Annotated in this window: 24 protein-coding genes, 1 pseudogene and 1 riboswitch; of the genes and pseudogenes, 17 read left to right on the top strand and 8 right to left on the bottom strand. The window is 36.0% G+C overall.

Annotated elements, in window-relative coordinates:
- The first annotated feature begins 17 nt into the window (after positions 1-17).
- Together H9648_RS12920 and H9648_RS12915 are read left to right on the top strand one after the other, a co-directional pair.
- Positions 18-887 (top strand): DUF6843 domain-containing protein, encoded by an 870-nt coding sequence (locus H9648_RS12920; protein WP_191754225.1) that lies wholly within the window; start codon positions 18-20, stop codon positions 885-887.
- A 160-nt stretch (positions 888-1047) separates the two neighbouring features.
- Positions 1048-1701, top strand: a complete 654-nt coding sequence (locus H9648_RS12915) for a C40 family peptidase (protein WP_191754224.1) — start codon at positions 1048-1050, stop codon at positions 1699-1701.
- 531 nt (positions 1702-2232) lie between these two features.
- Here H9648_RS12915 and H9648_RS12910 read toward each other — a convergent pair.
- From H9648_RS12910 to H9648_RS12900, 3 genes are all read right to left on the bottom strand, one after another.
- Positions 2233-3276: an STAS domain-containing protein gene (locus H9648_RS12910; protein ID WP_191754223.1), complete on the bottom strand. Its 1044-nt coding sequence runs from the start codon at positions 3274-3276 to the stop codon at positions 2233-2235.
- A 179-nt stretch (positions 3277-3455) separates the two neighbouring features.
- Positions 3456-3776 carry a helix-turn-helix domain-containing protein gene (locus tag H9648_RS12905; RefSeq protein ID WP_191754361.1) on the bottom strand — a complete coding sequence of 107 codons (321 nt, stop codon included), beginning with the start codon at positions 3774-3776 and terminating at the stop codon, positions 3456-3458.
- A gap of 98 nt (positions 3777-3874) precedes the next feature.
- The gene (locus H9648_RS12900) at positions 3875-4018 is read right to left on the bottom strand and encodes an anti-repressor SinI family protein (RefSeq protein ID WP_318243528.1); all 144 of its coding nucleotides are present in this window, start codon (positions 4016-4018) and stop codon (positions 3875-3877) included.
- 29 nt (positions 4019-4047) lie between these two features.
- A riboswitch (cyclic di-GMP riboswitch) is annotated at positions 4048-4139 on the bottom strand.
- 210 nt (positions 4140-4349) lie between these two features.
- On the opposite strand from H9648_RS12900, the gene H9648_RS12895 reads away from it, so the two are divergent.
- Together H9648_RS12895 and H9648_RS12890 are read left to right on the top strand one after the other, a co-directional pair.
- Positions 4350-5324 (top strand): NAD(P)H-dependent flavin oxidoreductase, encoded by a 975-nt coding sequence (locus H9648_RS12895; RefSeq protein ID WP_404825712.1) that lies wholly within the window; start codon positions 4350-4352, stop codon positions 5322-5324.
- A 287-nt stretch (positions 5325-5611) separates the two neighbouring features.
- Entirely contained in the window at positions 5612-5983 is a 372-nt protein-coding gene (locus H9648_RS12890; RefSeq protein WP_191754222.1) for a hypothetical protein, read from the top strand.
- Positions 5984-6433: 450 nt separating this feature from the next.
- Here H9648_RS12890 and H9648_RS12885 read toward each other — a convergent pair whose 3' ends face one another.
- A complete protein-coding gene (locus tag H9648_RS12885; RefSeq protein WP_191754221.1) occupies positions 6434-7417 on the bottom strand; it encodes a LolA-like protein in 984 nt (327 codons plus the stop codon).
- Entirely contained in the window at positions 7410-7961 is a 552-nt protein-coding gene (locus H9648_RS12880) for a sigma-70 family RNA polymerase sigma factor (RefSeq protein WP_191754220.1), read from the bottom strand. The genes H9648_RS12885 and H9648_RS12880 overlap by 8 nt, the downstream gene beginning before the upstream one ends.
- Before the next feature lie 578 nt (positions 7962-8539).
- Here H9648_RS12880 and H9648_RS12875 point away from each other — a divergent pair.
- Positions 8540-8869, top strand: a pseudogene (locus H9648_RS12875) (HIT domain-containing protein).
- A gap of 290 nt (positions 8870-9159) precedes the next feature.
- On the opposite strand, the gene H9648_RS12870 reads toward H9648_RS12875, so the two are convergent.
- Positions 9160-9483, bottom strand: coding sequence for a DUF2628 domain-containing protein (locus tag H9648_RS12870; protein WP_191754219.1), 324 nt, complete (start codon positions 9481-9483; stop codon positions 9160-9162).
- A 485-nt stretch (positions 9484-9968) separates the two neighbouring features.
- Between H9648_RS12870 and H9648_RS12865 the strand changes: the two genes are divergently transcribed.
- The 5 genes from H9648_RS12865 (at position 9969) to H9648_RS12845 (ending at position 14017) form a co-directional block, all read left to right on the top strand.
- Positions 9969-10784: a glycoside hydrolase family 16 protein gene (locus tag H9648_RS12865; protein WP_191754218.1), complete on the top strand. Its 816-nt coding sequence runs from the start codon at positions 9969-9971 to the stop codon at positions 10782-10784.
- Positions 10784-12130 (top strand): glycosyltransferase family 2 protein, encoded by a 1347-nt coding sequence (locus H9648_RS12860; RefSeq protein WP_191754217.1) that lies wholly within the window; start codon positions 10784-10786, stop codon positions 12128-12130. The genes H9648_RS12865 and H9648_RS12860 overlap by 1 nt, the downstream gene beginning before the upstream one ends.
- Complete coding sequence (locus H9648_RS12855) at positions 12127-13068, top strand: polysaccharide deacetylase family protein (RefSeq protein ID WP_191754216.1); 942 nt, start codon at positions 12127-12129, stop codon at positions 13066-13068. The genes H9648_RS12860 and H9648_RS12855 overlap by 4 nt, the downstream gene beginning before the upstream one ends.
- A gap of 47 nt (positions 13069-13115) precedes the next feature.
- Positions 13116-13448, top strand: a complete 333-nt coding sequence (locus H9648_RS20885; RefSeq protein ID WP_191754215.1) for a helix-turn-helix domain-containing protein — start codon at positions 13116-13118, stop codon at positions 13446-13448.
- 143 nt (positions 13449-13591) lie between these two features.
- Positions 13592-14017 carry a hypothetical protein gene (locus H9648_RS12845; protein ID WP_191754214.1) on the top strand — a complete coding sequence of 142 codons (426 nt, stop codon included), beginning with the start codon at positions 13592-13594 and terminating at the stop codon, positions 14015-14017.
- A gap of 197 nt (positions 14018-14214) precedes the next feature.
- On the opposite strand, the gene H9648_RS12840 is transcribed toward H9648_RS12845, so the two are convergent.
- On the bottom strand, positions 14215-14421 hold the full coding sequence (locus H9648_RS12840) for a hypothetical protein (RefSeq protein WP_191754213.1): 207 nt from the start codon (positions 14419-14421) through the stop codon (positions 14215-14217).
- Positions 14422-14817: 396 nt separating this feature from the next.
- Between H9648_RS12840 and tapA the strand changes: the two genes are divergently transcribed.
- The 4 genes from tapA (at position 14818) to H9648_RS12820 (ending at position 17742) form a co-directional block, all read left to right on the top strand.
- Positions 14818-15654 carry an amyloid fiber anchoring/assembly protein TapA gene (gene tapA / locus H9648_RS12835; protein ID WP_318243534.1) on the top strand — a complete coding sequence of 279 codons (837 nt, stop codon included), beginning with the start codon at positions 14818-14820 and terminating at the stop codon, positions 15652-15654.
- A 2-nt stretch (positions 15655-15656) separates the two neighbouring features.
- On the top strand, positions 15657-16220 hold the full coding sequence (gene sipW / locus H9648_RS12830; protein ID WP_191754358.1) for a signal peptidase I SipW: 564 nt from the start codon (positions 15657-15659) through the stop codon (positions 16218-16220).
- A gap of 92 nt (positions 16221-16312) precedes the next feature.
- Positions 16313-16906 (top strand): CalY family protein, encoded by a 594-nt coding sequence (locus tag H9648_RS12825; protein WP_191754211.1) that lies wholly within the window; start codon positions 16313-16315, stop codon positions 16904-16906.
- A 125-nt stretch (positions 16907-17031) separates the two neighbouring features.
- The gene (locus H9648_RS12820) at positions 17032-17742 is read left to right on the top strand and encodes an LPXTG cell wall anchor domain-containing protein (RefSeq protein WP_191754210.1); all 711 of its coding nucleotides are present in this window, start codon (positions 17032-17034) and stop codon (positions 17740-17742) included.
- Between the two features lie 234 nt (positions 17743-17976).
- On the opposite strand, the gene H9648_RS12815 is transcribed toward H9648_RS12820, so the two are convergent.
- Complete coding sequence (locus H9648_RS12815) at positions 17977-20403, bottom strand: immune inhibitor A domain-containing protein (RefSeq protein WP_191754209.1); 2427 nt, start codon at positions 20401-20403, stop codon at positions 17977-17979.
- Between the two features lie 399 nt (positions 20404-20802).
- Between H9648_RS12815 and H9648_RS12810 the strand changes: the two genes are divergently transcribed.
- The 3 genes from H9648_RS12810 to H9648_RS12800 all read left to right on the top strand — a co-directional run bounded on the left by H9648_RS12810 (position 20803) and on the right by H9648_RS12800 (position 23037).
- Entirely contained in the window at positions 20803-21336 is a 534-nt protein-coding gene (locus tag H9648_RS12810; RefSeq protein WP_191754208.1) for a signal peptidase I, read from the top strand.
- Between the two features lie 113 nt (positions 21337-21449).
- Positions 21450-22163 (top strand): TasA family protein, encoded by a 714-nt coding sequence (locus H9648_RS12805; RefSeq protein ID WP_191754207.1) that lies wholly within the window; start codon positions 21450-21452, stop codon positions 22161-22163.
- Positions 22164-22257: 94 nt separating this feature from the next.
- The gene (locus H9648_RS12800) at positions 22258-23037 is read left to right on the top strand and encodes a hypothetical protein (protein WP_191754206.1); all 780 of its coding nucleotides are present in this window, start codon (positions 22258-22260) and stop codon (positions 23035-23037) included.
- Positions 23038-23051: the final 14 nt, after the last annotated feature.

Genomic DNA, 23051 nt, shown 5'->3' with positions numbered 1-23051 from the left:
CATAAGGGGTGGTTTTTTTGTCAGGAAATCTTTCAAGGAAAATTGATTCAGCACTTTTCTCAGCTTTTTTACTACCCGGTTTGCTAAGTTTTTATTTTATTTATGATTATGGCTTCTCTGAAGATTTGTTTATCTTGTTGATAATATTATTCTTTACTTTGGTGGGAAACTTTTTTTATGCAATACCTGTTTCAATTCTGATTGATTGGATTACAAAAAGTATTCGTAGATCTCAATTTTTCATCTCAGGTTTTTTACATATTTTCTTTGGCTTCATTACCATCTTTATTATTGAAAGGTTAAACTTTTTTGCTATTACATGTGCCGTTCTTTTTTTCTTATCGGAAGAATGGCAAAAGCGAAAAAAGAATCCGTTTAATTGGATAATAGTGATAAAAAATGGTGTTGTTCTAGTTGGAATTGTGACCCTTGCTGTTTATTCTTCTTTTTTATTGGAAAAGTGGATGGAAAAAGAAACCTATGAATATTATCTTATTCCAGCTAATTACGAGGGTGAAGTAACGGTAATATATAACATAAAGGAAGAGCCAGTAGCGAAAAAGATGGGAAAGTATAACGTGATACAAGTAAACGATCATGGTTATGCTCTTACTTCGTTACGTCAAGCAGAGGGAACGATTAAAAATAAATATTATTTTGTAGATAAAAATGGTGAAAAGGTAAAGATTGATGAGAAGTGTGTTCACATCGGTAGTTCAGGTTCTATTTCAAATGATGAACAGGAGTTCCATTTTTTAAATCTTACGGTTAAAAAGAACGGATGTACAGATGATTTTTATATAAATGGAAATATGTATGGAGAGAATCATAGTCTTGAAATAGAAGAAATCCTGCAGCGAGAAGGCCTTGGGGATTTTGGATATTAAAGGAAAAAATAAATATTCTAGCACAATACTAAATTCGACAAGATTTTACAAGAAGACCAAATTCCTATTTTCCGTAACCGAAGCGTAAAACACAAGTCCTATTATTTATTGTAGGATAATAATAGATTACTTGGAAAATCAAAGGAGTTTGGGATAAATAATGAAAAAATGGATAGTTACATCAGTTTTAGGTGCTAGTTTATTATTGTCGCCATTACAGGCGTTTGCAAATATTGGAGATCAAACGCTTCGTCCTACTATGACACACTCAGATGTAAAAACACTTCAAACAATATTGCGAGATAAAGGATATTTTACATATAGCGGATCAGCAACGACATACTTTGGATCATATACAAAGAGTGCGGTAATGAGCTTTCAGCGTGCAAAAGGTTTAACGGCTGATGGGATTGCGGGTCGTAACACATTTAATAAACTTGGAGTCTATAACGTTAATAACACATATCTAGTAGACTATGCAAAACGTTTTCAAGGCACGCCATACAAATGGGGCGGTACAACAACAGCTGGGTTTGACTGTTCAGGTTATATCAATTACGTTTTCAAGAACTCTCACAATATCGTTTTGCCACGAACAGCGAAAGAAATGTGGAGCAATACTGGGTATAGAGTATCAGCTCAAAGTGTAGGAGATCTCGTATTCTTCTCGACGACTGATTCTGGTGCTTCACACTTGGGTATCTATATCGGAAACGGAAAGTTCATCCATGCTGGATCTTCAACAGGTGTTACCATTTCAGATATGAGCAACAGCTACTGGAAGCCGCGTTACTTAGGAACAAAGCGTCTATAATAAAGAAAAAGGAGTCCGATGGGGACTCCTTTTTTTCTACCCTAGAACAAGATTCTTGCCCAAGGATCGCAGCAATGATGTTGCTTTTTCTTAGCTTTTTTGAACTTTTTGCACTTCAACACTTCGTAGCTAGAAGATGAAGATGAAGATGAAGAAGAGGACGAAGAAGATGAAGAGGATGAAGAAGAAGATTCTTCACAAACCCATTCTACTTTCTTGTAACACTTCTCAACTTTTTCATGCTTCTCGTGCTTCTCATGTTTGCAGTGGTCGTAATTTCCACACTTGTTACACATTAATTGTTTCACCTCACAAATTGATACCGACTTCCAATTGGTTTCGGTTTCTGTATATCATATGTAGAAGAAGACAAGTTGCTTAGACGAATGATGGGGTTTAGTAGAAATGGGGGTCTGACCCCATACAATTACAGATCCCTTCAATTTGTTCTTTCCAGGAAAACACGGAAGTAAATCAGATACAAATACAGATCAAAAAAATCCACACTGCAACCGCAGCGTGGATTTTACTTTACTTCGTAGGTTCTTGTATGAGCATCCCTTCCTTTGCAAAGGCAAAGTGGATGGCGTGCTTCAGATTTCTAAAATATGTACTTTCTCCGAGAGAATACTGATGTTTCGTTATTTCTATACTTAGTTCTGGTGAGATACCGACCAATAACGTTTCCATTCCAAACAATCGAGCAGAGGAAACAAGCTTGTTCAACATATCGACCATTTCAGAATCAATAGACTTAATACCGGTTAGATCTAAGATAACAAATTTAGCACGGTGTTGAGGAAGTGCAGTTAGAGTATGCTCTAACATATCTTTAGAACGGAGCTCATTGTATTTACCGATTAAGGGAATAACCACGATATGATCGGTTACCGGAATAATAGGAGAGGAAATCTCCCTAATTAAATCGGTTAACTCTCTTGTTCGGTCTTCAACCATAGCTTCTAGCTTCATAATTTCATGCTGTTCTTCCCGTTGAACGAGTTCGCTGATGTTATCATTTGGTGTTATATGCGATTCTGAGATTGCTAATTTTAGCGTGTTAGGGTCGGATTCGTTTTCTAGGATCTTATACCACATGTTGGTTTGAAAGAGTCCAGTGAAAACGCCAGCCCAATGGCCAGGTAAGAATCGCCCCATGCGTTCGCTTTTCTGCGCTTTTTTAACTTTCGTTTCCCAGCTATTCGTAATAGTAATGATCGCTTCTTTCTTTTTAACATCAAGCTCTATGTATGTTTTACCCCAACCAGCTGATGCATAAATGGTAGGTAATGATTCAGCGGAAATTTCAATATCACCGATCGTTCTTATGTAAAAATCACTAACGATTAACCCTGTACGATACCCAGCTGTTTCATAAACAAGGTCTGCTGTTCCTTCTCCTGTTATCTCTTCGATGGAATCTAGGAACACCTTGAATGCTGAATCAATCCAAAACAGCATTACATCTTGGCCTTCAAATTGAAAAATACCTTTTGCTGTGTCCCAATGAAAAGAAGAACCGTTAACATCTACACTCTTTTGAGATTCCATTAGTTCATTTGGCGAATGCTTCATTTATAATCCTCCATAGACAAAAATAGTAGACACCCTTTTCCCGTTCCCTAATTTATTTACTACTAAACATCTGTGTGGGGTCTGACCCCACACAAATACAAAACCCACATTATGTACTTCCCACGAAGACACCAGCAAAGAAAACAACAACGTAAAAACCACCTGATGCAATCAGGTGGTTAGTTTTGTTTGTTTTTCCATTTGTTAAATTCGAGAAACTCTTTAAATTGCTCTTTACTTACACCAGAACCCATGGCTTCTTTCACTAATTCAGCCCATTCGTGATCTAGGTTTTTTGTGTCAACTTCAGCTTTAATTAAGTGATCTACAGAAATATTCAATACATCCGCAATCTTCTCGAGAAGTTGTATCGAAGGGTTTTGTTGAATATTTCTTTCTAGGGCACTTATATACGATTTTGCTACCCCTGCTTTATCGGCCAATCCTGTAATGGAGAGGCCTTTTTCGGTACGGTATTTTTTTACTCGCTCACCAATCATCATTTGCAATCCCCATTTAAGAAATAATTTGCCTTTATTATATCTTTCTGTATGAGGTAAGTAAATAAATTCTGTGACTTGCTTACTATTTCAATGAATTAATTTCCTTGCAATTGATATTTTTCTAAAGCCAATTGGGGATTTTGTAAAAAACGAATAATTTCTTCTTTAGTAAAACCTTGATCTCTCGCTTCTTTAATCAATTCAATCCACTCGTGATCTAGCTTTAACGTATTTTCCACTAAGAATCCCTCCAGAAAGTATATGATGTCCAGGTAACCCGGCGATCATAGCTTTGTAAGTTAAGCTTTAGACCCGTGGCTTTGCGCCCACTTCTTTCGAAAATGTTTGCCCTTGTCTGAAGGATAATTAGGCCATATTCCCTAACTAAAATTGATTATATACAAGCTAAATAGAAAATGTTGTCAGAAAATGACTGTAACAAAAATGTAATATGTGGAAATCGCAATTAACCCCTATAAAACTTTTTTAGAGGAATGATGCAGCTTGTGTTGAAATTATTCTTAATAAATACTCATTAAATGAATTTAAACTATTGAAAGGATGAACAAATTGCCTAATAAATTGCCAATGAATTTGTCGAATCAACTCAGTTTACCTGTGATTAACGCCCCAATGTTTCTTGTATCAAGTCCTGATATGGTTTTGGAAAGCTGTAAAAACGGAATTATAGGAACGTTTCCTTTATTAAATGCACGCACCTCCGATCTATTAGAAAATTGGATGAAACATATCTCAGAAGAGCTAAGTAAAGCAAGAGAAGAAGATCCTTCTGCAAAGATAGCTCCGTGGGGTGTTAATTTAATTGTTCACCGTACGAATAAACGTTTTGAGGACGATTTAGAGCTAATAAAGAACTATGAACCGCCAGTGGTAATTACTTCTCTAGGTAATCCAAGCGATGTGGCAAAAATCGTTCATGGATACGGTGGTCTCGTATTCTCTGACGTCATCTCGCTTGATCACGCCCGTAAGGCTGCTAAGACTGGCATCGATGGATTAATACTCGTGTGCAGTGGGGCAGGTGGCCATGGTGGAACGTTAAATCCATTTGCTTTCTTAAAAGCAGTAAAAGAATTCTGGGATGGGATGACGATTCTAGCTGGGGCGATTTCTACAGGTGAAGAAATACTGGCTGCCAAGATTCTTGGAGCAGATCTCGTATACATGGGAACGCGCTTTATAGCGACTCAAGAATCTTCAGCGAGTGAAGATTACCGACAGATGTTGATTGAATCTACTCTAGAGGATCTTGTTTATACAGACGCGATTAGTGGAATAAAAGGAAACTACCTGCTTCCATCCCTCCAAAAAGCGGGATTTGATGTAGAAAATTTAATGAAAAAAGAATCAGTTGATCTCTCGTTCTCTGAATCTAAAGCAAAAGCTTGGAAAGATATTTGGTCAGCTGGGCAAGGTGTCGGTAGTGTAAAGAGAATTGGTACCATACAGGAAGTAGTCGACGAATTGAAATCTGAATATCAAAAAGCTTTAAAAACAAAGGAAGCTATTAGTATAATCCCTTGAAATTAATAGTCCTTTAGAACTAAATCCCCCAAAAACTCTGTGTATAAACATGGTTTTTGGGGATTTTTGTATTGTCCTTCTGAAGTGGACAAATTATAAGGTTTTGTATTTGTTTGGGGTCAGACCCCAAACAAATACAAGATAATTCATCAGATAAAAAGAGGACTGAACTGAATGAGGGAGAAAGTAATAAGTAATATCTTTATGTAAAGAAAACGTGTAAACTGTAAGGAATTCCTTACAATACAATTAAAATTGAAAATGCTAATTATAGTGGAGGTGTTACCATGAATTTATTCTCATCTATTACGGAAGAAAGTTTTAACTATTTAATACATGATTATGGATTTTCTGAACCGATCGATACAGATGGGAGTTGGAAAACAACCTTCTTATACACAAATGACCAACTTGCGATTGAAATCGAATTAAATTACCGAGACATGGATACATTTATTTTTATGAAAAAAATGAGTGAAGATCAAGAGTGTGATGTTTCTCGTATGCAACTTGAGGAAATTATCAATATAGAGCCAATCAAAAGCAAGGGTGATCAAACTACGATTGAGGAGTTTGAAAAGGGGATTGTGGAAAAAGCGGTTCTATTAAAAACTCACCTTAACCAGATTATAAACAAAAAGGAAAGAATCTTCTCATAGTTGAGGATAGAGATAACCCTAAAATAGTAAAGGGTTCTCTTTTGAGGGAGAAAACGAGAAAAAATAAATTAAATTGCATAGTAATTAGGACTATAAATCGCAGCGCAATTCGTTGCGATTTTTTCTTGGTATATAAGGTTTTTGTTTAAAACTATAACTTTATCACCTTAATTCGCACACGTTTTAGCAGATGACAATAAAACTATTGTCACACTGCGTATTGGTATGCAAATTCACTTGTCAATTGACGTGCCATTTTTAGTGAAAAAGGATTAAAATGATGAAATCGAATATATAAAAAGGTTAAAAACGTGCTGTCCTTATTCCGCAAATGTAGCAGGATTGTTGAATAACTGGGTACGAGAGTTAAAGAATACTGAAAAAATATATTCATAGGCTTAAAAATATGGGGAGAGGCACAGAGTCATTAAAAAAAGAACAGATGCTCAATTATCGCATCTGTTCCTTTATTTTTTGGATTTCATCACCGAATTCCTTATCAATGATAATTTCTTTTGTTTTTATATACTCAACAGCATCCCCATTAGAATTGTATATCTCGTAGGTCAAAAGAATTCCCGTTTGCTTATCAATCCAAAACCTAAACTCTTTACCTTGAAATCTTCTTGCATTATCCTGTTCAAGAGTACCGCTAATCAGCAAACTTTTACGACCAAGATATTCTAAGTTTTGCTCTTTAATCTCCCAGTTATCATAATTCATAAGAAAATTGGTAGCAATCTCTTGCGGGAACAATGAGCCTTTTGAAATACCAACAATAGGGTGATCGTTTCTATATCGAAATAGAGGTTTTCCATCTAAACTCGAATATCGATATTCGATTTGTTTATCAAATTCAATTGCTTCTGTATACTCTTCATACTTTGTTTCTCTGACTGTTTGGTTGTTCTCAGAATCAATTGTTCTTGAAGATCCATTTATAGCAATCTTAATCATTTTTCCATATTTCTCATATCCTACTGAATTCTTCGCATCATTTTTTACTAAGTATTCAACGTTGGGCTCATATTGATCCTTGGATTTAAACTCAAGTGACCCTTTTGCAGTTCTAAAATAATCCATACTGTTTAACATCAAATAATGAACGTCTTTTTGTGAAAGAATTTCATTCGTAAAATCAGTTGGTTGAGGTTTTTGTTCGGGTGTTGAAGGTTTAGGAACTATTGTTTTAGCTGTATTATCAAGCTCTTTCAAAATGATTTTTTCGGTAACGATCGTTCCCATACTTAATATCAGGATGAGATAAACACAGATGCTGAGGGCTTTTTTAAAACGAAAATTTGAACGAGTTGGTGGATTATCGTTATTTTTTATTCTATTTAAAATGAAATATTTTTGCGAAGCTTTAAAAGTTGTGCCTTTAAAGTATGTAGAATCTAAGGCAATCTTGATTAGATTTGATCTTTTATCCATTTTTATAGCTCCTTTCGTACATTCGTCTTAGCTGCTCTTTAGCACGTTTGAGTCTCGTTTTTACGGTCTGGGCATTCAAATCGGCAATTTGGGCGATCTCTTTAATGGATAGGCATTCATAGTAATATAAGACAACGACTTCTCGATATTTAATTGGGAGGTTCATTACGGCGTCGGCTAACTCGTGTTTATCGCTATGTAGAAAAACTTCACTTTCAGCACTTTGGTTTGTTTTAATAAATAGATCACGCAGTTCATTGACAGAAAAATAATCAAATAATCTTTTCTTTCTTGTCTGATCAATGCATTTATTAACTGTAATGCGGTATAGCCAGGTTTTATAAGCAGCCTCTTCTCTAAAGTTATCTAGACTTTTGTAGCAGCTGATGAAGACTTCTTGTACTACATCTTCTGCTTTGCCCCAATCTTTAAGATATGTATAGGCAATCTTGTTTAGTGAAGCCCCGTATTGTTCCATAAGGAAGACTAGTTTTTCTTCTTTACAATGGCTAGATTCTTTTCTTAATTCATTCAACCAAAACAATTCCCCTCATTAATAGTAATCCTTAGACGAACTTGACTAACTAAAGTTTCATAATTTGTAAATTAAGTTATATATTAACTATATTTTATAGAAATACGCAGGGTTGTAATAAATTGTGTAGAAAAATCATATATCCAGAACTCAAGTTTGGGATGGATCAAGTAATTGGGGGAGCTTAGATTTTGAATAAAAGACAAAGGCACATCATAATTTTATCGTCGTTATTAATACTTGCTTTATTGGTATTTAATATAATTAATGAGCCGTTTCCAGTTAAGAATGTAAATAAAGAGGAAATATTAAAGAAGTCCATCAATCAGATGGAAAAATGATTAATACCTTCAGATCATCTGGGTTTCCAATGGTATATTTCGCAGAAAGGAACAGCAGAGGAAAATCTTAAACTGTTAATGAAAGATAAAGGATGGACCTTCGTAAAAAAGGAAAGTGATTCTTTCTTTTTTGAAGGTGTTCAAGGGAATATCATCGTTAAGAGAGATGTATGGAAAGAAAGCTATACGATATTTCGTTTCCCAGATGGAGTTTAAGGATTTTCTTAGGGTTTCAAGGAGAATAATATGGCTGAAGATTTTTATTGTGATGAAGTTTTAAGTGGTAAAACCCAAGTAAATCGAGTGCTAGAGACAGAAAATGTATTAGCGTATTATCATACAAGACCTTTTTATCCCGTACATATTGTTGCAATACCTAAGAAACATATCTCTTCTTTGATTGCATTAGAAGAAAGTGATAACGAATTATTATTGGAACTTTTAGGAGTAATTAAAAAGGTGGCAACTATGGTTACTGAAGAAAATAGAGCTTGTTAAGTTATTACAAACTTAGGGGATTATCAGGACTCTAAACATTTGCATTGGCATATCGTCTCTGGAAAGCCATTGAGATAGCTACTCAACAAACGGGTGCTTTAATTGAATAAGGCTAAACGACCAGACAAAATTTGTTCGTTTTTTATGTCATTTACATATCCAATTATAGTGCTATTTCACCTGCAAATTGGCTTCCAAATTACGATTCTCTCCTCCAAAAGAGAAGCCATTTGTTAAATACTATAAATAAGCAAAACGAGTGCAACATAGACCAAAATCATTAATAATGCTAGAAAAACACCCATTTTACTAGTTCCACCGAGTTTGCGAATTTCATGGATCTTTTCTTTATCGCTGATTGAACCTTGCTAAATCATGCTAATTTGTTTTTGCGCATGCTTTTTATACAGAAGGTTACCTCCAATGCCTAGCCAGCCGGAAAGAGCAGCACCTAGAGATCGATTGATAAGTGTTCCTTCAATTTCTATTAAAAGAAAAATGATATCGATGGCAAGAAAAGCATCTAAGACAAGGAAAATGGGTGTGTACATCTTTCGATACCCAAGCCATAAGAGCGTTAAGAAAAAAGCAGCCCAATTAAAATTATTATCCTTCTGCCACTTCTTTAAGTAATAATCCTTCTTTTTCTCTCCAACAAATTCTATAAGTTTTGTTTCCTGTCTTTCATCCATAACTCCTTCAAAATTTGAATACTTCATATTTTTAGTTTCAGTGAACGGATCCAATCTATTTAACTTCTTCAGTATTTTATTAACTGTATCTATTTTCGTATCAAATAATATACAGTTACGGGAAATATTCCATTTTATTCTAAATTCAAAACTCTGTAAGTTATTAAAACTTAGGGATAGCCACTAAAATTGAAACACAACTGTTCTTAAATGAAAACACAAATTAAAAAACTACATCACTCTTAACCTTTCATTTTTTTTATTAAAAATAATTTGATACCCAAAAGAAACAAGAATTGACAAGGTTTTTAACTCCTGCTATATTGAAAACAAATAAGTTCTATATAAAGAACAAAAGCTTATATAAAGAACAATAAGGATCACAGCCTATTTTTTTGATCGTTTTGTTCTTTAATAAGAACAAAGCTATAATGCGTAGGGAGTGATTACTAATTCGTGTTCTATTTTTGTTTCTCGTTTGCTTTATGGCAATTACTAGTACTAATTCTATTGAAGAGAAAAAACCTGAAATCAAACAAGTGGAATCACTGAATGAGATCACTTCAGACGTAATCTTTAAAACTAAGTCTATTAATCAACCTACAAAAACTAATCAATGGCAATTATTGTGGAGTGATGAGTTCCAGAATGAATCATCGTTAAAAGATTGGAACCTTCAGGATTGGCCATCTGATAAGAATAGTGAATGGCAATACTACACGCCTGAAAACGTGAAGGTTCAAGACGGGCATCTTGTTATCCAAAGTAAAAGAGAGCGGTTTAAAGGAAGAGACTACACTTCTGGTGCTTTGACTACTGAGAATAAATTGGAATTCACTTACGGAAAGATCGACATAAGAGCTAAACTTCCAAAAGGTAAAGGGGTATTTCCTGCTTTTTGGTTAGTGAATTCAATAAACGGAAACTGGCTGCCAGAGATTGATATGATGGAGAACTTGGGGAATTCGCCGAACGAACTATATTTTGTTGTTCATTGGCAGGATTCTAATGGAAAGCAAAAGAGAGACTTCAGGCATTTTATTAGTAAAGATGTAGATTTCTCGAAGGACTTTCACCTATACAGCCTCATTTGGGAAAAAGACAAGATTGTTTGGTTAATTGACAATCAGGAAGTATTCCAAACAACAGAGTTTGCTCCTTCTACTCCTTTATTCATTTATTTAAATACAGCAATTGGTGGTAACTGGCCGGGTTCGCCTAGTTCAACAGATTCATATCCTAAAGACATGTTAATAGACTATGTTCGTGTTTATCAAAAAAGTGAGGGGAGTGGTCAATAATGCTGTTTACATATTTTGCTTTAGGAATCTTCATGGCTTTTGTTATCTTTCAATCTCTTTATATATTCATTCCACTATTCAAAAATGAGAAAAAGAAGCTAAATGAAGTTACCAAGAACTATACATTTTCTGTTATTGTCCCTGCCTATAATGAGGAAAAGGTGATCCGGCATTGTTTGGTAGGTTTTCTTTATTCAAAGTACAAAGACGCTGAGTTGATCATTGTTAATGACGGGTCAACAGATAACACGCTGCACTATCTGAATAAGCTATTAGCTTTCAAGGTATGTGATAGGAAAATAGACAAAGAGTTGAAGTATCAATATATAAAGAATACGTATCAGTCATTAAAATTTCCAAATATATATGTAATCGATAAAGTAAATGGCGGTAAAGCAGATGCTCTTAACGCTGGTATTGGATTTAGCCAAAATGAAATTGTTGTCACGTTAGATGCAGATAGTTATTTACAAAAGCACGCACTACATGAAATAAATATGAAATTTCAAGAAAAAGACGTAATTGCATGTGGTGGTAATGTACTCATCGCACAGGCATTTACGGGAGATATCCAGAATTTAAAACCAACATTTAAAGTGAAGGGAATTATAAAGTTTCAATTTCTTCAATATTTAACAGCCTTCTATCTGCATAAAAGAGCTCAAGCTTCCATCGGTGCGATTACTGTTATCGCGGGGGCATTCGGTGCATTTAGAAGGGAGACACTTTTTAGTATAAACGGCTTTAGAAAAACTATTGGTGAGGATATGGACATCACGCTAAAGCTGCACAAATATATAAAAGAAACAAAAAGTAAGCAAAAAGTAGCGTTTGTACCAACTGCCATTTGTTACACAGAGTGTCCAAGCACATTAAAAGACATGTTTAAACAACGAGTTAGATGGCAGAAAGCATTTATAGATTGTCTCGTTCATTACCGAAAGTGTTATTTTCATAAATTTTCAATCCGATTCTCTCTCTTTTTCTTAGTTGACCAATTTATTATTGGAACTTTAAACGCTTTTCCATTCGTTATTACTCCATTCTTAATACTCTATAACCAGAGCAACGTTTTATTATTGCTTCTTCTTGGACTAGGAGCAGTTATGCTTTTCATGTATCAGAGCTTAACAACGATTTATGTCACGCATCTTCATGGAATCAAGTTTTCTAAAGTAGATCTTGCAAGGATAATCCTATTCCTTCCTTTTGAAATCTTTGTTTACCGCATGATTAATCTTTCTTTTGTTGTGTATGGTACGATTTCTTATTTTTATAAATCTCAATCATGGGACAAGTTAGAGCGATCTGGGAACATCTCTTGGAAAGGGGTGAAGAGAGCATGAAGGAACTCATTTCTAAAATTTCCGTTGCCTCTGGTTTTCTTATCCTTTTGAGTGGTCTAGGTTGGGGGCTTGGATTTGTAATCAATGAGTACGAGATTCTCGCTAAAGAACATGAAGGTCTACTGCCCAGCAATCAGCGAATTGCTTTAGAAAGCTGTGAAGATGGATCGAAAAGGATTGTTAGAACATTTGCTGTCCAAAAAGCGGCAAAAGATATCCCGATTTTAACGTACCATCGAATTGTCGATGAAAAAGATATAGTTAAAAAACATTATATTAACGGAAAAGTAAATCCTATGATCGTTACAAAAGCAGATTTCAAAAAACAGATGACATATTTGAAAGATGAGGGATACATCACCTTATCACTTAATGAATTGCATGGCTTTTTAACAAGGGATATATCACTACCGGAGAAAAGTGTTGTCATCACGTTCGATGATGGATACAAAGATAACTTTATAGAAGCTTATCCTATCCTAAAAAAATACGACTTCAAAGCTGTGAACTTTATCATTACAGGTGCAATATCTAATAAAGTACATCCGTATACACCTGAACATGTGCAATATTTCGGAGCAAAAGAATTAAGAAAAGGATGCGATGTATTTGAGTATCAAAGTCATACGTACAGCTTTCATAAAAGAGAGAAAAAGAATGGAGTGAAAACTTCTTACTTATTGTCAAAGTCTAAAGATGATGTAGTTAACGATATTCATACAAGCATCTTCCAATTAGGAGGAGAGCGTCTAGGCTTTGCCTATCCGTACGGAGAGTATTCTCCGGAAAGTATTAAGATAATTAAGCAAGCGGGATTTAAAATGGCGTTTACAACAGAAGATAGAGCAGCCAGTCCCAAAGATCATATATATGAAATTCCACGGTTTCAGATTTTATATAATACTTCATTGAAAGAATTTAAGCAGCTCGTTAAATAACGAAAGATTTTTAGCGAAGACAATTTAGTAGATTGGAGGGGTTATACATGATTGGGGCTAAAATACGAAGTCTACGAGTTGAAAAGGGGCTAACCTTAACTGAGCTTGCGGAAAAGGCTGGAATCGCAAAATCATATCTGAGTAATATAGAACGAAATCTACAAAACAATCCGACATTTGAATACATTAATAAAATTGCAAGAGCGCTGGATGTCGAACAAGAAAGATTATTATTTGAGGCAGATAGCGTTGGAAATAGTGAGGTTCAAAATGACCTTATGAATTTTAAAAAAGCGTTAGCTCAAATGGACGATTATCAATTAGAAGAATTGATTGATTACATTGAGTTTACAATGTGGAAAAGAAAACAAATGAACTAATTTCATCACTTCTTTCCCTTACTATTCCAATTATTATTATAAAAAGCGCATTAAAGGGTTCCAATTTTCTAAAAAATATAGTAAAATAATTTGAAAATTAGGTTTCGTTTTATCGGAATTAGGGAAGGAGAGTATATTTGGGGATGAAACATATTACATCTGGGTTTGGGTTTGCATTTACTTTCTTAGCAGCGCTTTTTGCACTAGGTCTCTATCAAACGGTGATGGTATGGGGGAACATTAATTTGTTCTTTGAACGAATAATGGGACTGACTTCAACTTCATTTATTTCTTCCATACTTCTATTCTGGTCAATTACGAGTGCTTTTTGGATTCTTAGCTTAAAAGTGTTAGATTTTGCGCATAAAACAGAATTGTACAATACGAAGAACGCAGTCTTCGGTATGTTGTTCTTATTATTCGCTATTCCATTTGGCATTTGCGTACAAGTTTACCATACGCTTAACATGAATACTGGCGTAACAACTATTACAACTGCACTGTTTATCATGACGATTGTTTCGTTTATAATTGGGTTTGTATTTAAATTTAGACGAACTGCACGTTAATACTGTATATTGAAAAAAAATTAAAACGTAAAGTGTCTTTTTGATGGGCAATACGCCAAAAACCTCGTTGTTAAATTACGAGGTTTTTTTATGCGTTATTGCAGTTAATCTTATCGACTTCATAATTTGGAAAAAGACATATACCATACCTATGTCTTTTTCTTCCTCACTATAAATTTATCCCATATCCATATCAACTAAGGTTTTGAAACAAACAAATACCGATCTCGAATAAATGCCTTTCCGTTCACCACTATTAGTTTTTCATTGAAATCATCAATATAACCAGAGTCAACGGTCACTTTTTTCTTCATACAAACAACATCTACCTTCACCATCAAATAACGGTGATTATTAAAATCAAAATCATTATTGATGGAACTGCCAGTTGGAATGATATACATGGACCGCACTCCTTTTTTCTCTTCATACAAATTACCTATATCATATTATGGAAAATATTTACTGTAAAGAAATTATTGAGTAAAAACCTGATTTTTTTCATTAACATTCATGATTATTGTGCCGATTTATTTGTATCGCAGAACCTATACATTCCTTCCCCCTTATCCACGCTTAAAAACATAACCGAATTGACAGCGATTTTTATTAATTTTGTTCTTTAGATAGAACGTGTAATTCCAGAAAAAAACTGAAATTCAATGAAAAAGAAAGATAAACACCGAAATGTAGTTCAAATGTACTCTAAAAAGAACAGAATGAACCTTTATAACGTTTTTTAAACTAGTAAAAACGTTCTATAATGATGATATAAATGTTCTTAAAAAAGAACAAATTATATCCTGATCCTTACTACGAAGGAGGGGTGCAAAATTAGAGTTAAGCGTTTACGCAAGTTTAGTAAAAGAAATTGGTTGTACATATTTAGTCTCAAATTGGGTATCATCTTTTATTCTTTGACTTTCTCTACTCTGTACCTTACAGGTAACACAGGCGCTTACTTTAACGATACGGAAAACGTAAACGGAGTTATTCAAGTAGGAACCTGGCCAGAGAAATGGGATAAGAGCTCGTTATTATTTTTACCAAACACTAAGCAACTTACTAATAAGAATCAATGTTTACCGGTTAAGGTGACTATTAAAAATGGTGGAGATAAGGACATGCATCGATCAGTTAACTATGAAGTATGGTGGGCTGAAAAAGGCAATCCGAAAGACGGCATGAAGATTTCAAGCGGAGAAGTAAAAGCTCTCAAAAGTGGTGAAAGCTTAGTGTTATCTTTAACACCTACTAAAAACGGAATTTATAAGCTTAAAGCTTTTCAGAGACCAGGACACCCAGGAAAAGGGGAACTTTGGAGTGATGAAATAGCAGTAAATTGCTTTAATACAAAAATTATTGAAGAACCTAAGGAAGTTCCAAAGAAAACAGAAGAAGTTGAAAAGGCACCTGAACAGAAACAAAAGGAACCGACTCAACCTTTAACACCAGAAACAACGGAGGAAGTACCACCAACTCAAACAAATGAAACAAAAGAAGATATAAAACCCATAGATACGACCAAATCGAGTTCAAATGCACAAGAAGCACAAAAAACAACTACACAAGGTGCAATAAATCCTAATTCTCAACCTGTTGAACAAAATGAGACAAAAAAGGATGATCCAAAATGAAAATGATTTTTGTGAAAAGATGGGTTAGTAACATTGTGACCACTATATTGTTTCTCACATTAATAGCTACTGCATTCGTAGTCATCTCATCTAAAGCTTCAGGTGGAGAACCGACTGTCATGGGTTTTCAGCTAAAGACAGTTCTATCTGGCTCAATGGAACCTGGTATACAAACGGGGTCTGTTATCGCTATAAAACCAGGTGGTGACTTAAAAAGATTTCAAAAGGGCGATGTTATTACCTTCAAAGAATCTGAGACAAAGTTAATTACTCACCGTGTTCAGGAAGTAAGGGGTACAGGTGATAACACACAATATATTACAAAAGGTGACAATAATGACGCGCCAGATCTAGCGCCAGTGTTAGCTGCGAACGTTGTTGGGGAGTATAACGGTTTCACAATTCCTTACACCGGTTATCTCTTAAACGCTGCTCAATCTAAGATGGGCTCTGCCTTACTATTAATCTTACCAGGTGTCCTGTTACTTCTTTACTCTGCCGTTACGATTTGGAAAGCCATTAAAGAAGTAGAAGTGACAAAAAAGACAACTACGACTTCCAACTAATGAGATTGAAATGCCGTAAAGATATTAATCGATACGGCTTCAATATAAAAATTGTACATACCCAAAAAAGGGTGAAAGGGAGGAAGTTTAATATGAGTTTAAAGAAGAAATTAGGTCTTGGGGTAGCTTCTGCAGCACTTGGTTTGTCTTTAGTAGGCGGGGGGACTTATGCGTATTTTAGTGATACAGCAGAAGCAAGTGCTACATTTGCAGCTGGAACATTGGATTTAAGTGTAGATCCGACAACTATAATCAACGTTGCTAATATTAAACCAGGTGATACAATGTTGCGATCATTTGATCTTGTGAATGGTGGGACTTTAGACATTGCAACAATCGATCTTATGACAGATTATACTATTACCGATGCAAATGGTAATAACAATGACGACTTAGGTAAGCATATCAGAGTTAACTTTTTGATTAATGGAGATAAGCTTGACGCTCCAATCTGGTCAACAACTTTATTTCAGCTTAAAGGTATGTCACCAGATGTAATTGAAGGTAATTTCTGGAGTCAATTCTTTGCTGAAAGAGGAGGGAATCTTGCAGCAGGAACTCGTGATAAGCTTTATGTACAATATGAGTTTGTTGACAATGGTCAAGATCAAAACCGTTTTCAAGGCGATAGCTTACAACTTAAGTGGACGTTCAACGGTATGCAGGGTGATGGAACTGCAAGATAAATTTTCTTAAAGCTAAAAAATATGAAGGTGGGATATTTCCCACCTTTTTAATTGATTGCTTGTTCGAGGAAAGCCGATAAGTATTTTTTATCTCCTACTATATTATAGGTTGAGAGGTAATGACTATGATGTTTAAGTCAAATAAAATTAAGTTAATTCTAATTTATAGTTTAGTATTACTAACCATTGTCGTTTTTATCCCGATCGGCAACACCGGTGCAGACTCAATCACACAAGAAATCAAAATAGATACGCTGCCTGAAAAGGTGCTCTTTGATATTGAAAATTTCAAACCGGGTGATTGGGCGCCTCGTGAGTTAACGATCCAGAACAATGGCAATCAGGACTTCTTTTATAACATTCAATCTCGGATGAAATCGGGTTCCGAGAAGCTTTATAATCAATTCCAGCTGAAAATTAAAGACCAATCAGGTCTGGTTTTTCAAGGGGAATTGAAAGACTTCAAAGGACTTGATCCACGTCCTTTAGCTGCTTTTTCAGAAGAGACGCTCACCTTAACTGTTGAATTTCCGTACATATCTGGCAATGAGTTTCAAGGATTAAACACGGAGGTTGAATTCGTTCTCTATGCAGAAGGAAAGGGCGAACCGCCACCGCCAGATACGGATAATCCTGATGAAGATGAAAACAGCGGAAACACTCCACCTAGCAATGACAGCAATAACCCGCCTGCAAAAGACACAGGCTCACTTCCGCAAACAGGAGAAGACAATCCAATCTTTATTATCCTGTCAGGGCTGTTCATCTCCATGGCTGGTCTTGCCTTATTGCTTATAAAAAAATCAATCCTTCCGAATCCTTTTAAGAGAGTGTAGGGATGAAGCGAACATTACCAAGATTAACGATAGGACATGATAAGAGTATTCACGATCATTAGCTAGCTGTTAGACGTTGTACTGCAGAAAGGAAGCAGCCGTCTCAACAGCTAGTTTATTTTTGTGCAATCAACTGTACTCCTACACATCAGCAAATTACCACTCTATCATTCTCATAATCTCTCCACACAAAAAGACCTCCGTTCGAGTGAACGAAGGTCTTTCTCACTTCAATTACTTACTAATCTTGATCAATCCAGCAGAGTTATCAGAAGCTTCTCCTAAAATTGTGAACTTCAGACCGTACTTAGGAAGAATCTTACCAGCGTCGTTAATGATACCATCTGTTAAACTGCCGTTATAATCTTTGTTATCGATGTACGTTACAGCATCGTTGAATACAGGTACTCCATTTTGAGATTTGTAATCAAAGATTCCGCGGCTTGGTGAGTTGAGGTACCAAGCTGGTGTTTTATCAAAAGAGAATGCTGCATCCGCAATTTGATAACGAGTAGAATCTTCAACCGTTGGCTTTCCATCCTTCATCCCTACGATTGCTTTAGGGTGAGAGTCAACGACTCCGATAAATCCTTCACCAGGGTGGATACCTGTCCAGTTGTCTGAGAAGCTGTCATCGCCATACCATACAACCATTCCTGTGTTGTATTTAACTCCACGGCTTGATTGAAGGGCTATGTCAGATCCTTGAGTATTTCTCCACTCAATATAGTAATAGTGGTTTGCGAATGAAATACCATTTGAAACGATGAAATTATTTAGTTTGAATTGTGGTGTGCCTTCTGCATTATCAGAGAATACAACTGTACCATCAGCTGTCAACTCAGCATTATCAAGAGCAAAGCCTTCTGGTGCAAGTGCGCCATCTGTTGAATAATCGAATACTAATTTAACTTTTTGTCCTGCAAATTCAGTTAGGTCATAAGATTTATCAACCCATTTGCCTTCAGTTGTGTACTTTGGTTTTTCTGCATTTGAAGCAGTCCATCCAAGTCTTTCAATTTCCTTAAGTGTTTTTCCACTTTCATCTTGAACGTAAACAGATAACTTATCGTACTCTCCAGCATTTTCAATTTCATAGTTTGCTTTAAAGTTGAACGTTGCTGAGGTCTTACCGGTAAGATCAAATAGAGGAGATTCCATACTAGTATGAAGGTTATCCCCTTTCGTACTGTAGTAGTACTTTTCACCAAATTCCGGCTGAATCTTGCTTGGTACTTCTTTTTGTGGAAGATTTACCTTCACGATACCTGGATTTTTAGATTTCGTGACGGATTGATCCACTTTAACCAATTTGCCTGCTGCCGTAATATCCTTCAAATCGACTTCAGTAATCTTTGCCCAGTTTCCACCCATCACTTTTTGGAAGTATTCCTTGTTTTGAGGAGAGAAGCTCGTTGGTTCTGTTCCTGCGATTTTTCCATTCCAGCTTCCGCCACTCATGATCGACCAAGATGCAACTGGTTCACCGTCACCTGAGTACTGTGTGTCATACTCATCTGGAAGACCTAAATCATGTCCGAATTCATGTGCGAAAACGCCGACTGCACCATCTTCAGGCTCGATTGTGTAATCGTAAGCAGCCATTTTTCCGCCCCAGTAAGGTACATCCGTTTGTGTACCAGGAACTGCAAACACACCGTTTAATACCCAGCGGTGAGACCAGATTGCGTCAGCGCCTAATGCTCCGCCGCCAGCTTCCTGACCAACACCTGCATGGATTACCATCAAGTGGTCAACCAATCCGTCAGGCTCGTTCATGTTTCCGTCGCCATCTAGATCATAAATATCCAGTTCATCGAAGTCTGCTAAGTTTACTCCGTCTGCAACTGCAGCATTCAGAGCATCTTTTACAAAATCACGAGGACCTTTTGGATTTAGGTTATCATGTCCGGATGCCGCGTCATCACCATACTCTTTTGCCGTTCCTGGTACGGTAACCCAGTTCGTTACATGGCCATCAACCGTGTAGCTGCCCCCAGATTGTTCTTCATAATATTGCTTGAACGTTTTTACCGTTGATCCATCGAACAGCTCGAAGTCTTCATCACCGAACAACATTTTTTCGTAGTGTTCGCGACTGAAGTCATCGGAGTACATATAGCCTTCTTCTTGTTCAATGCTGTTGTGTTTGAAATCCGAGAACTCTGCTAAAAGGACGAGTACCTTATCTTCGCGCACGCCGCCTTTATACTTTGCTGGTTTTGCAGGATCTACATTCATAAATCCGCTACCAGTCGTTAGGGTTTGCGAGTTATTTAACTTCTTAGATAGTTTTTCTTTTTGTTTGCTCAAGAATTCTTTAGATTGTTTGGAGATGTCTTTTGCATGCTTATCTTTTGTTTCTGTTGTTGCAGCTGATCCTTTTTTGCTTTTGAGTTCAATATACTTTTTTACAGCCTTTTCAGTTTCCGTTTTAGAAGCATTTTTGGCAATGATCCCCTGGTCCTTAAGTGCTTTTGCCAAACGGTCTTGATCTACTAAATGCATATCAATAGGTGCAGATTCTAAGATAGCTGATGTTTTTGAATAGGATTTTTCTACCGGAGCTTTATTGGTAGAAAAAGCGGATGGTGCCAGTAGACTCATAGAAATCCCCGTCAGCATTAAAGAAGTGCCGAGCTTTTTACTCCATTTTCCCATTTCTTCTCCTCCTGTTTTTTCATTGTTATAAGTACAAAAGCAAAAAAAGTAGCTGAACATCATCTCCTTATGTAAGTTCAATATATAGAACAAAAAGTTCTATAATTAGAATAATACGAAAATAGTAAACATTTGTAAAGGCAAAATAAACAATTTAATAGAAAAGATTTTTTGTACTGTATAAAGAACGTAACAATGTAAGCCTCGTTGCATTTTAAAAGCTCGTGGTATTCTTTTTTATCGGATAATTGGTGTGTGAATCCGAATTATATGGATTTTGTAGAAACTTGTCGACAAAATAAAGAACGTTTTGTTCGTTATAATGGTTGACAACGAATTAATGGTGGTGTAAATTTGAAATCACAAAGTGCTTTATATCGAACAAAAGGGTGTGTTGGAATGTACAAAAGGATTTTGAAAATCGTATCAAGTGCAATTGTCTTCTGTATGTTGATCAGCATTGGTTCCCTGTTATACATCACCTATCAAGGAAGCAAGAATCCAGATGAGATCCCGTCATTTTTCGGCTATAAACCCTTTACCGTTCTTTCAAACAGTATGCAGCCTTCCTTTTCGGCTGGGGACATGGTTTTTGTAAAAGATAAACCAGCTTCCGAAATTGCTGTAAATGATGTAATCACATTTAAAGAAGGAGAGCGGAAATTAATCACACATAGAGTAGTCGAACAAACGAATCAAGGGTTTGTTACAAAAGGTGATAACAATAACGTTATAGATTCAGAGATTGTTGCATCAGACGATGTAGTAGGAACTCATGCATTTACTATTCCAAAGGCTGGATATGTCTCTAAGTTTGTAAGCAGTCCAGTGGGAATTACGCTCCTCATATTAGTACCTTTACTAGGCTATTTACTTTTAGAAATCTATGACTTGATCACTAGATTTCTATCTAGAAAAGAAAAAACTGTATGACTATAATCTGATTTATTTTAGGAGGTGGGGCTATTCATTAAGTTGATAGGGGCGGTTTACATAGCTTGAATGAGTAGAAAAATAAAAATTAAAAATAATGGGAGGCAACAAAAATGAAAGTAGCAAAGAAAGCGTTATTAGGAACAGCATTAGCTGGTGCAATGGTAGTATCTGCAGGATTTGGAACTTATTCATGGTTTACAGATGTGAAGACGGCTAATGGAACAATCGATAACGGTTCATTAACACTCGGAATGGATACGGAGCTATTTGCACATAAAAATTTTGCCCCTTCTCAAATGTTCGTAAGTGAGTTTAAGAAAATTGAAAACACAGGGAGCTTGGATCAAATCTTAAGAGCTTCATACACACATTCAGTAGATAAGGCATCCGTTAAAAAGTACAAAGTAGGTTACTTGGCAGTTAAATATGCTGAAAGACCGGATGGGGCAGTTTTAAAAGATATCGCAATGGCATATCAAAAAGGCTTTGATAAAGGCGTAACAAATCCTGTTCTTCCGATGGGATCAGCTAAATCAGCTAACAGCTATGAAGTTGAAGGCGGAGTATTATCAGAAGAACAGGCAAGTGCAATGAAAGCACAAGCAGCTAATCATGAGAAAACTATTCATTTCGGAGAAGGGAAGTTCTGGAAACTTAAAGATAACCAAAATATTGAAATCATGTTCTTTGTAAAACTTCTTGATAGTGCCGGCAATGAATATCAAGGTGCACACTATGATGCAGAATTCAAAGTGGAAGCGAAGCAAACAGACAATGGTGCTGAATTTGGACCAGAAGCTGGTACAGAACCTACGGCAGAATAAATAAGATTTATCATGCGGGCAGTCGATTTTGTCGGCTGCCCTTTTATTCTTTTAGCCCGTGTATGGAAAGGTTTTAAAGCAGGAGGTGTGCTTATTGGAACAAATTAGAAAACGAAAGAAGAAAAGACACGTGATTTTATCTATGATCATCATGAGCTATTGCTTACTTTTTATGGTTTCGAAGTATGATACGTTTGCTTGGTTTACAACACAATCTTATGCAAATGGTAAAATCACGAACGCCAAGACTACTGATCTGTTGGATATTCATGTAGGGAATGTTAAGTATCTTGATAACTGTCAAGTGCAAAGCAGTGTGAAGATCACGAACATCTCTAAAATCAATATCCCTGTCAAGCTAGATTTGTTAAGTGATAGCAAAAGTAAATATCCAAAATCAAATGTCTTGAAGCCTGGTCAATCATTAATTAGTGAGACGAAGGATAGCAATTATCTTACTTCATGTAAATCAACGAAAATCACATACCATCTATTTGGTTTTCAGGGGTTTGTGGATGAAGAAATCGTCATTGCTTTAGATTCAACGAAAATGATCAAACCAATCGAACTACCGAAAGAAAAAATAGTTGAAGAAAACAAGAAAGAAGATCCAAAGACTGAAGATAAGCAGCAGCCAGAAGTGAAGGTAGAAGAACCAATACCAACACCATCACAGCCTGAACAACCTGCAGCACCTGAACAAACTGAACCAGAGACGAACACTACGGCACCATCAACAGAGCCGGCACCAACGGCACCTATTGAAAACCCAGCAACAACTAATGCAGAAAACAGTCAGCCTGCCACTCCCGCTACTCAATCTGTAGGACCGCCTTCGACTGAAAGTAAAGAAGTCACTTCAAAAGATGAGTAAGATAAATTTGTTTA

Origin of the sequence: Fictibacillus norfolkensis (assembly GCF_014836645.1) — a bacterium.
Classification (GTDB): Bacteria; Bacillota; Bacilli; order Bacillales; family Fictibacillaceae; genus Fictibacillus; species Fictibacillus norfolkensis.
Note: the sequence above shows the minus strand (reverse complement) of the source record. Positions and strands in the feature narration are given on the sequence as shown.

What these genes read in the sequence shown, in the direction of transcription:
- H9648_RS12885 (WP_191754221.1), bottom strand. Translation starts at nt 7,417, where the DNA reads ATGGATAAAAGATCAAATCTAATCAAGATTGCCTTAGATTCTACATAC.
- H9648_RS12845 (WP_191754214.1), top strand. Translation starts at nt 13,592, where the DNA reads ATGAAACATATTACATCTGGGTTTGGGTTTGCATTTACTTTCTTAGCA.
- H9648_RS12855 (WP_191754216.1), top strand. Translation starts at nt 12,127, where the DNA reads ATGAAGGAACTCATTTCTAAAATTTCCGTTGCCTCTGGTTTTCTTATC.
- sipW (WP_191754358.1), top strand. Translation starts at nt 15,657, where the DNA reads ATGATTTTTGTGAAAAGATGGGTTAGTAACATTGTGACCACTATATTG.
- H9648_RS12805 (WP_191754207.1), top strand. Translation starts at nt 21,450, where the DNA reads ATGAAAGTAGCAAAGAAAGCGTTATTAGGAACAGCATTAGCTGGTGCA.
- H9648_RS12825 (WP_191754211.1), top strand. Translation starts at nt 16,313, where the DNA reads ATGAGTTTAAAGAAGAAATTAGGTCTTGGGGTAGCTTCTGCAGCACTT.
- H9648_RS12815 (WP_191754209.1), bottom strand. Translation starts at nt 20,403, where the DNA reads ATGGGAAAATGGAGTAAAAAGCTCGGCACTTCTTTAATGCTGACGGGG.
- H9648_RS12840 (WP_191754213.1), bottom strand. Translation starts at nt 14,421, where the DNA reads ATGTATATCATTCCAACTGGCAGTTCCATCAATAATGATTTTGATTTT.
- H9648_RS12860 (WP_191754217.1), top strand. Translation starts at nt 10,784, where the DNA reads ATGCTGTTTACATATTTTGCTTTAGGAATCTTCATGGCTTTTGTTATC.
- H9648_RS12810 (WP_191754208.1), top strand. Translation starts at nt 20,803, where the DNA reads ATGTACAAAAGGATTTTGAAAATCGTATCAAGTGCAATTGTCTTCTGT.
- H9648_RS12820 (WP_191754210.1), top strand. Translation starts at nt 17,032, where the DNA reads ATGATGTTTAAGTCAAATAAAATTAAGTTAATTCTAATTTATAGTTTA.
- H9648_RS12890 (WP_191754222.1), top strand. Translation starts at nt 5,612, where the DNA reads ATGAATTTATTCTCATCTATTACGGAAGAAAGTTTTAACTATTTAATA.
- H9648_RS12865 (WP_191754218.1), top strand. Translation starts at nt 9,969, where the DNA reads ATGGCAATTACTAGTACTAATTCTATTGAAGAGAAAAAACCTGAAATC.
- H9648_RS12910 (WP_191754223.1), bottom strand. Translation starts at nt 3,276, where the DNA reads ATGAAGCATTCGCCAAATGAACTAATGGAATCTCAAAAGAGTGTAGAT.
- H9648_RS12915 (WP_191754224.1), top strand. Translation starts at nt 1,048, where the DNA reads ATGAAAAAATGGATAGTTACATCAGTTTTAGGTGCTAGTTTATTATTG.
- H9648_RS12905 (WP_191754361.1), bottom strand. Translation starts at nt 3,776, where the DNA reads ATGATTGGTGAGCGAGTAAAAAAATACCGTACCGAAAAAGGCCTCTCC.
- H9648_RS20885 (WP_191754215.1), top strand. Translation starts at nt 13,116, where the DNA reads ATGATTGGGGCTAAAATACGAAGTCTACGAGTTGAAAAGGGGCTAACC.
- H9648_RS12870 (WP_191754219.1), bottom strand. Translation starts at nt 9,483, where the DNA reads ATGGATGAAAGACAGGAAACAAAACTTATAGAATTTGTTGGAGAGAAA.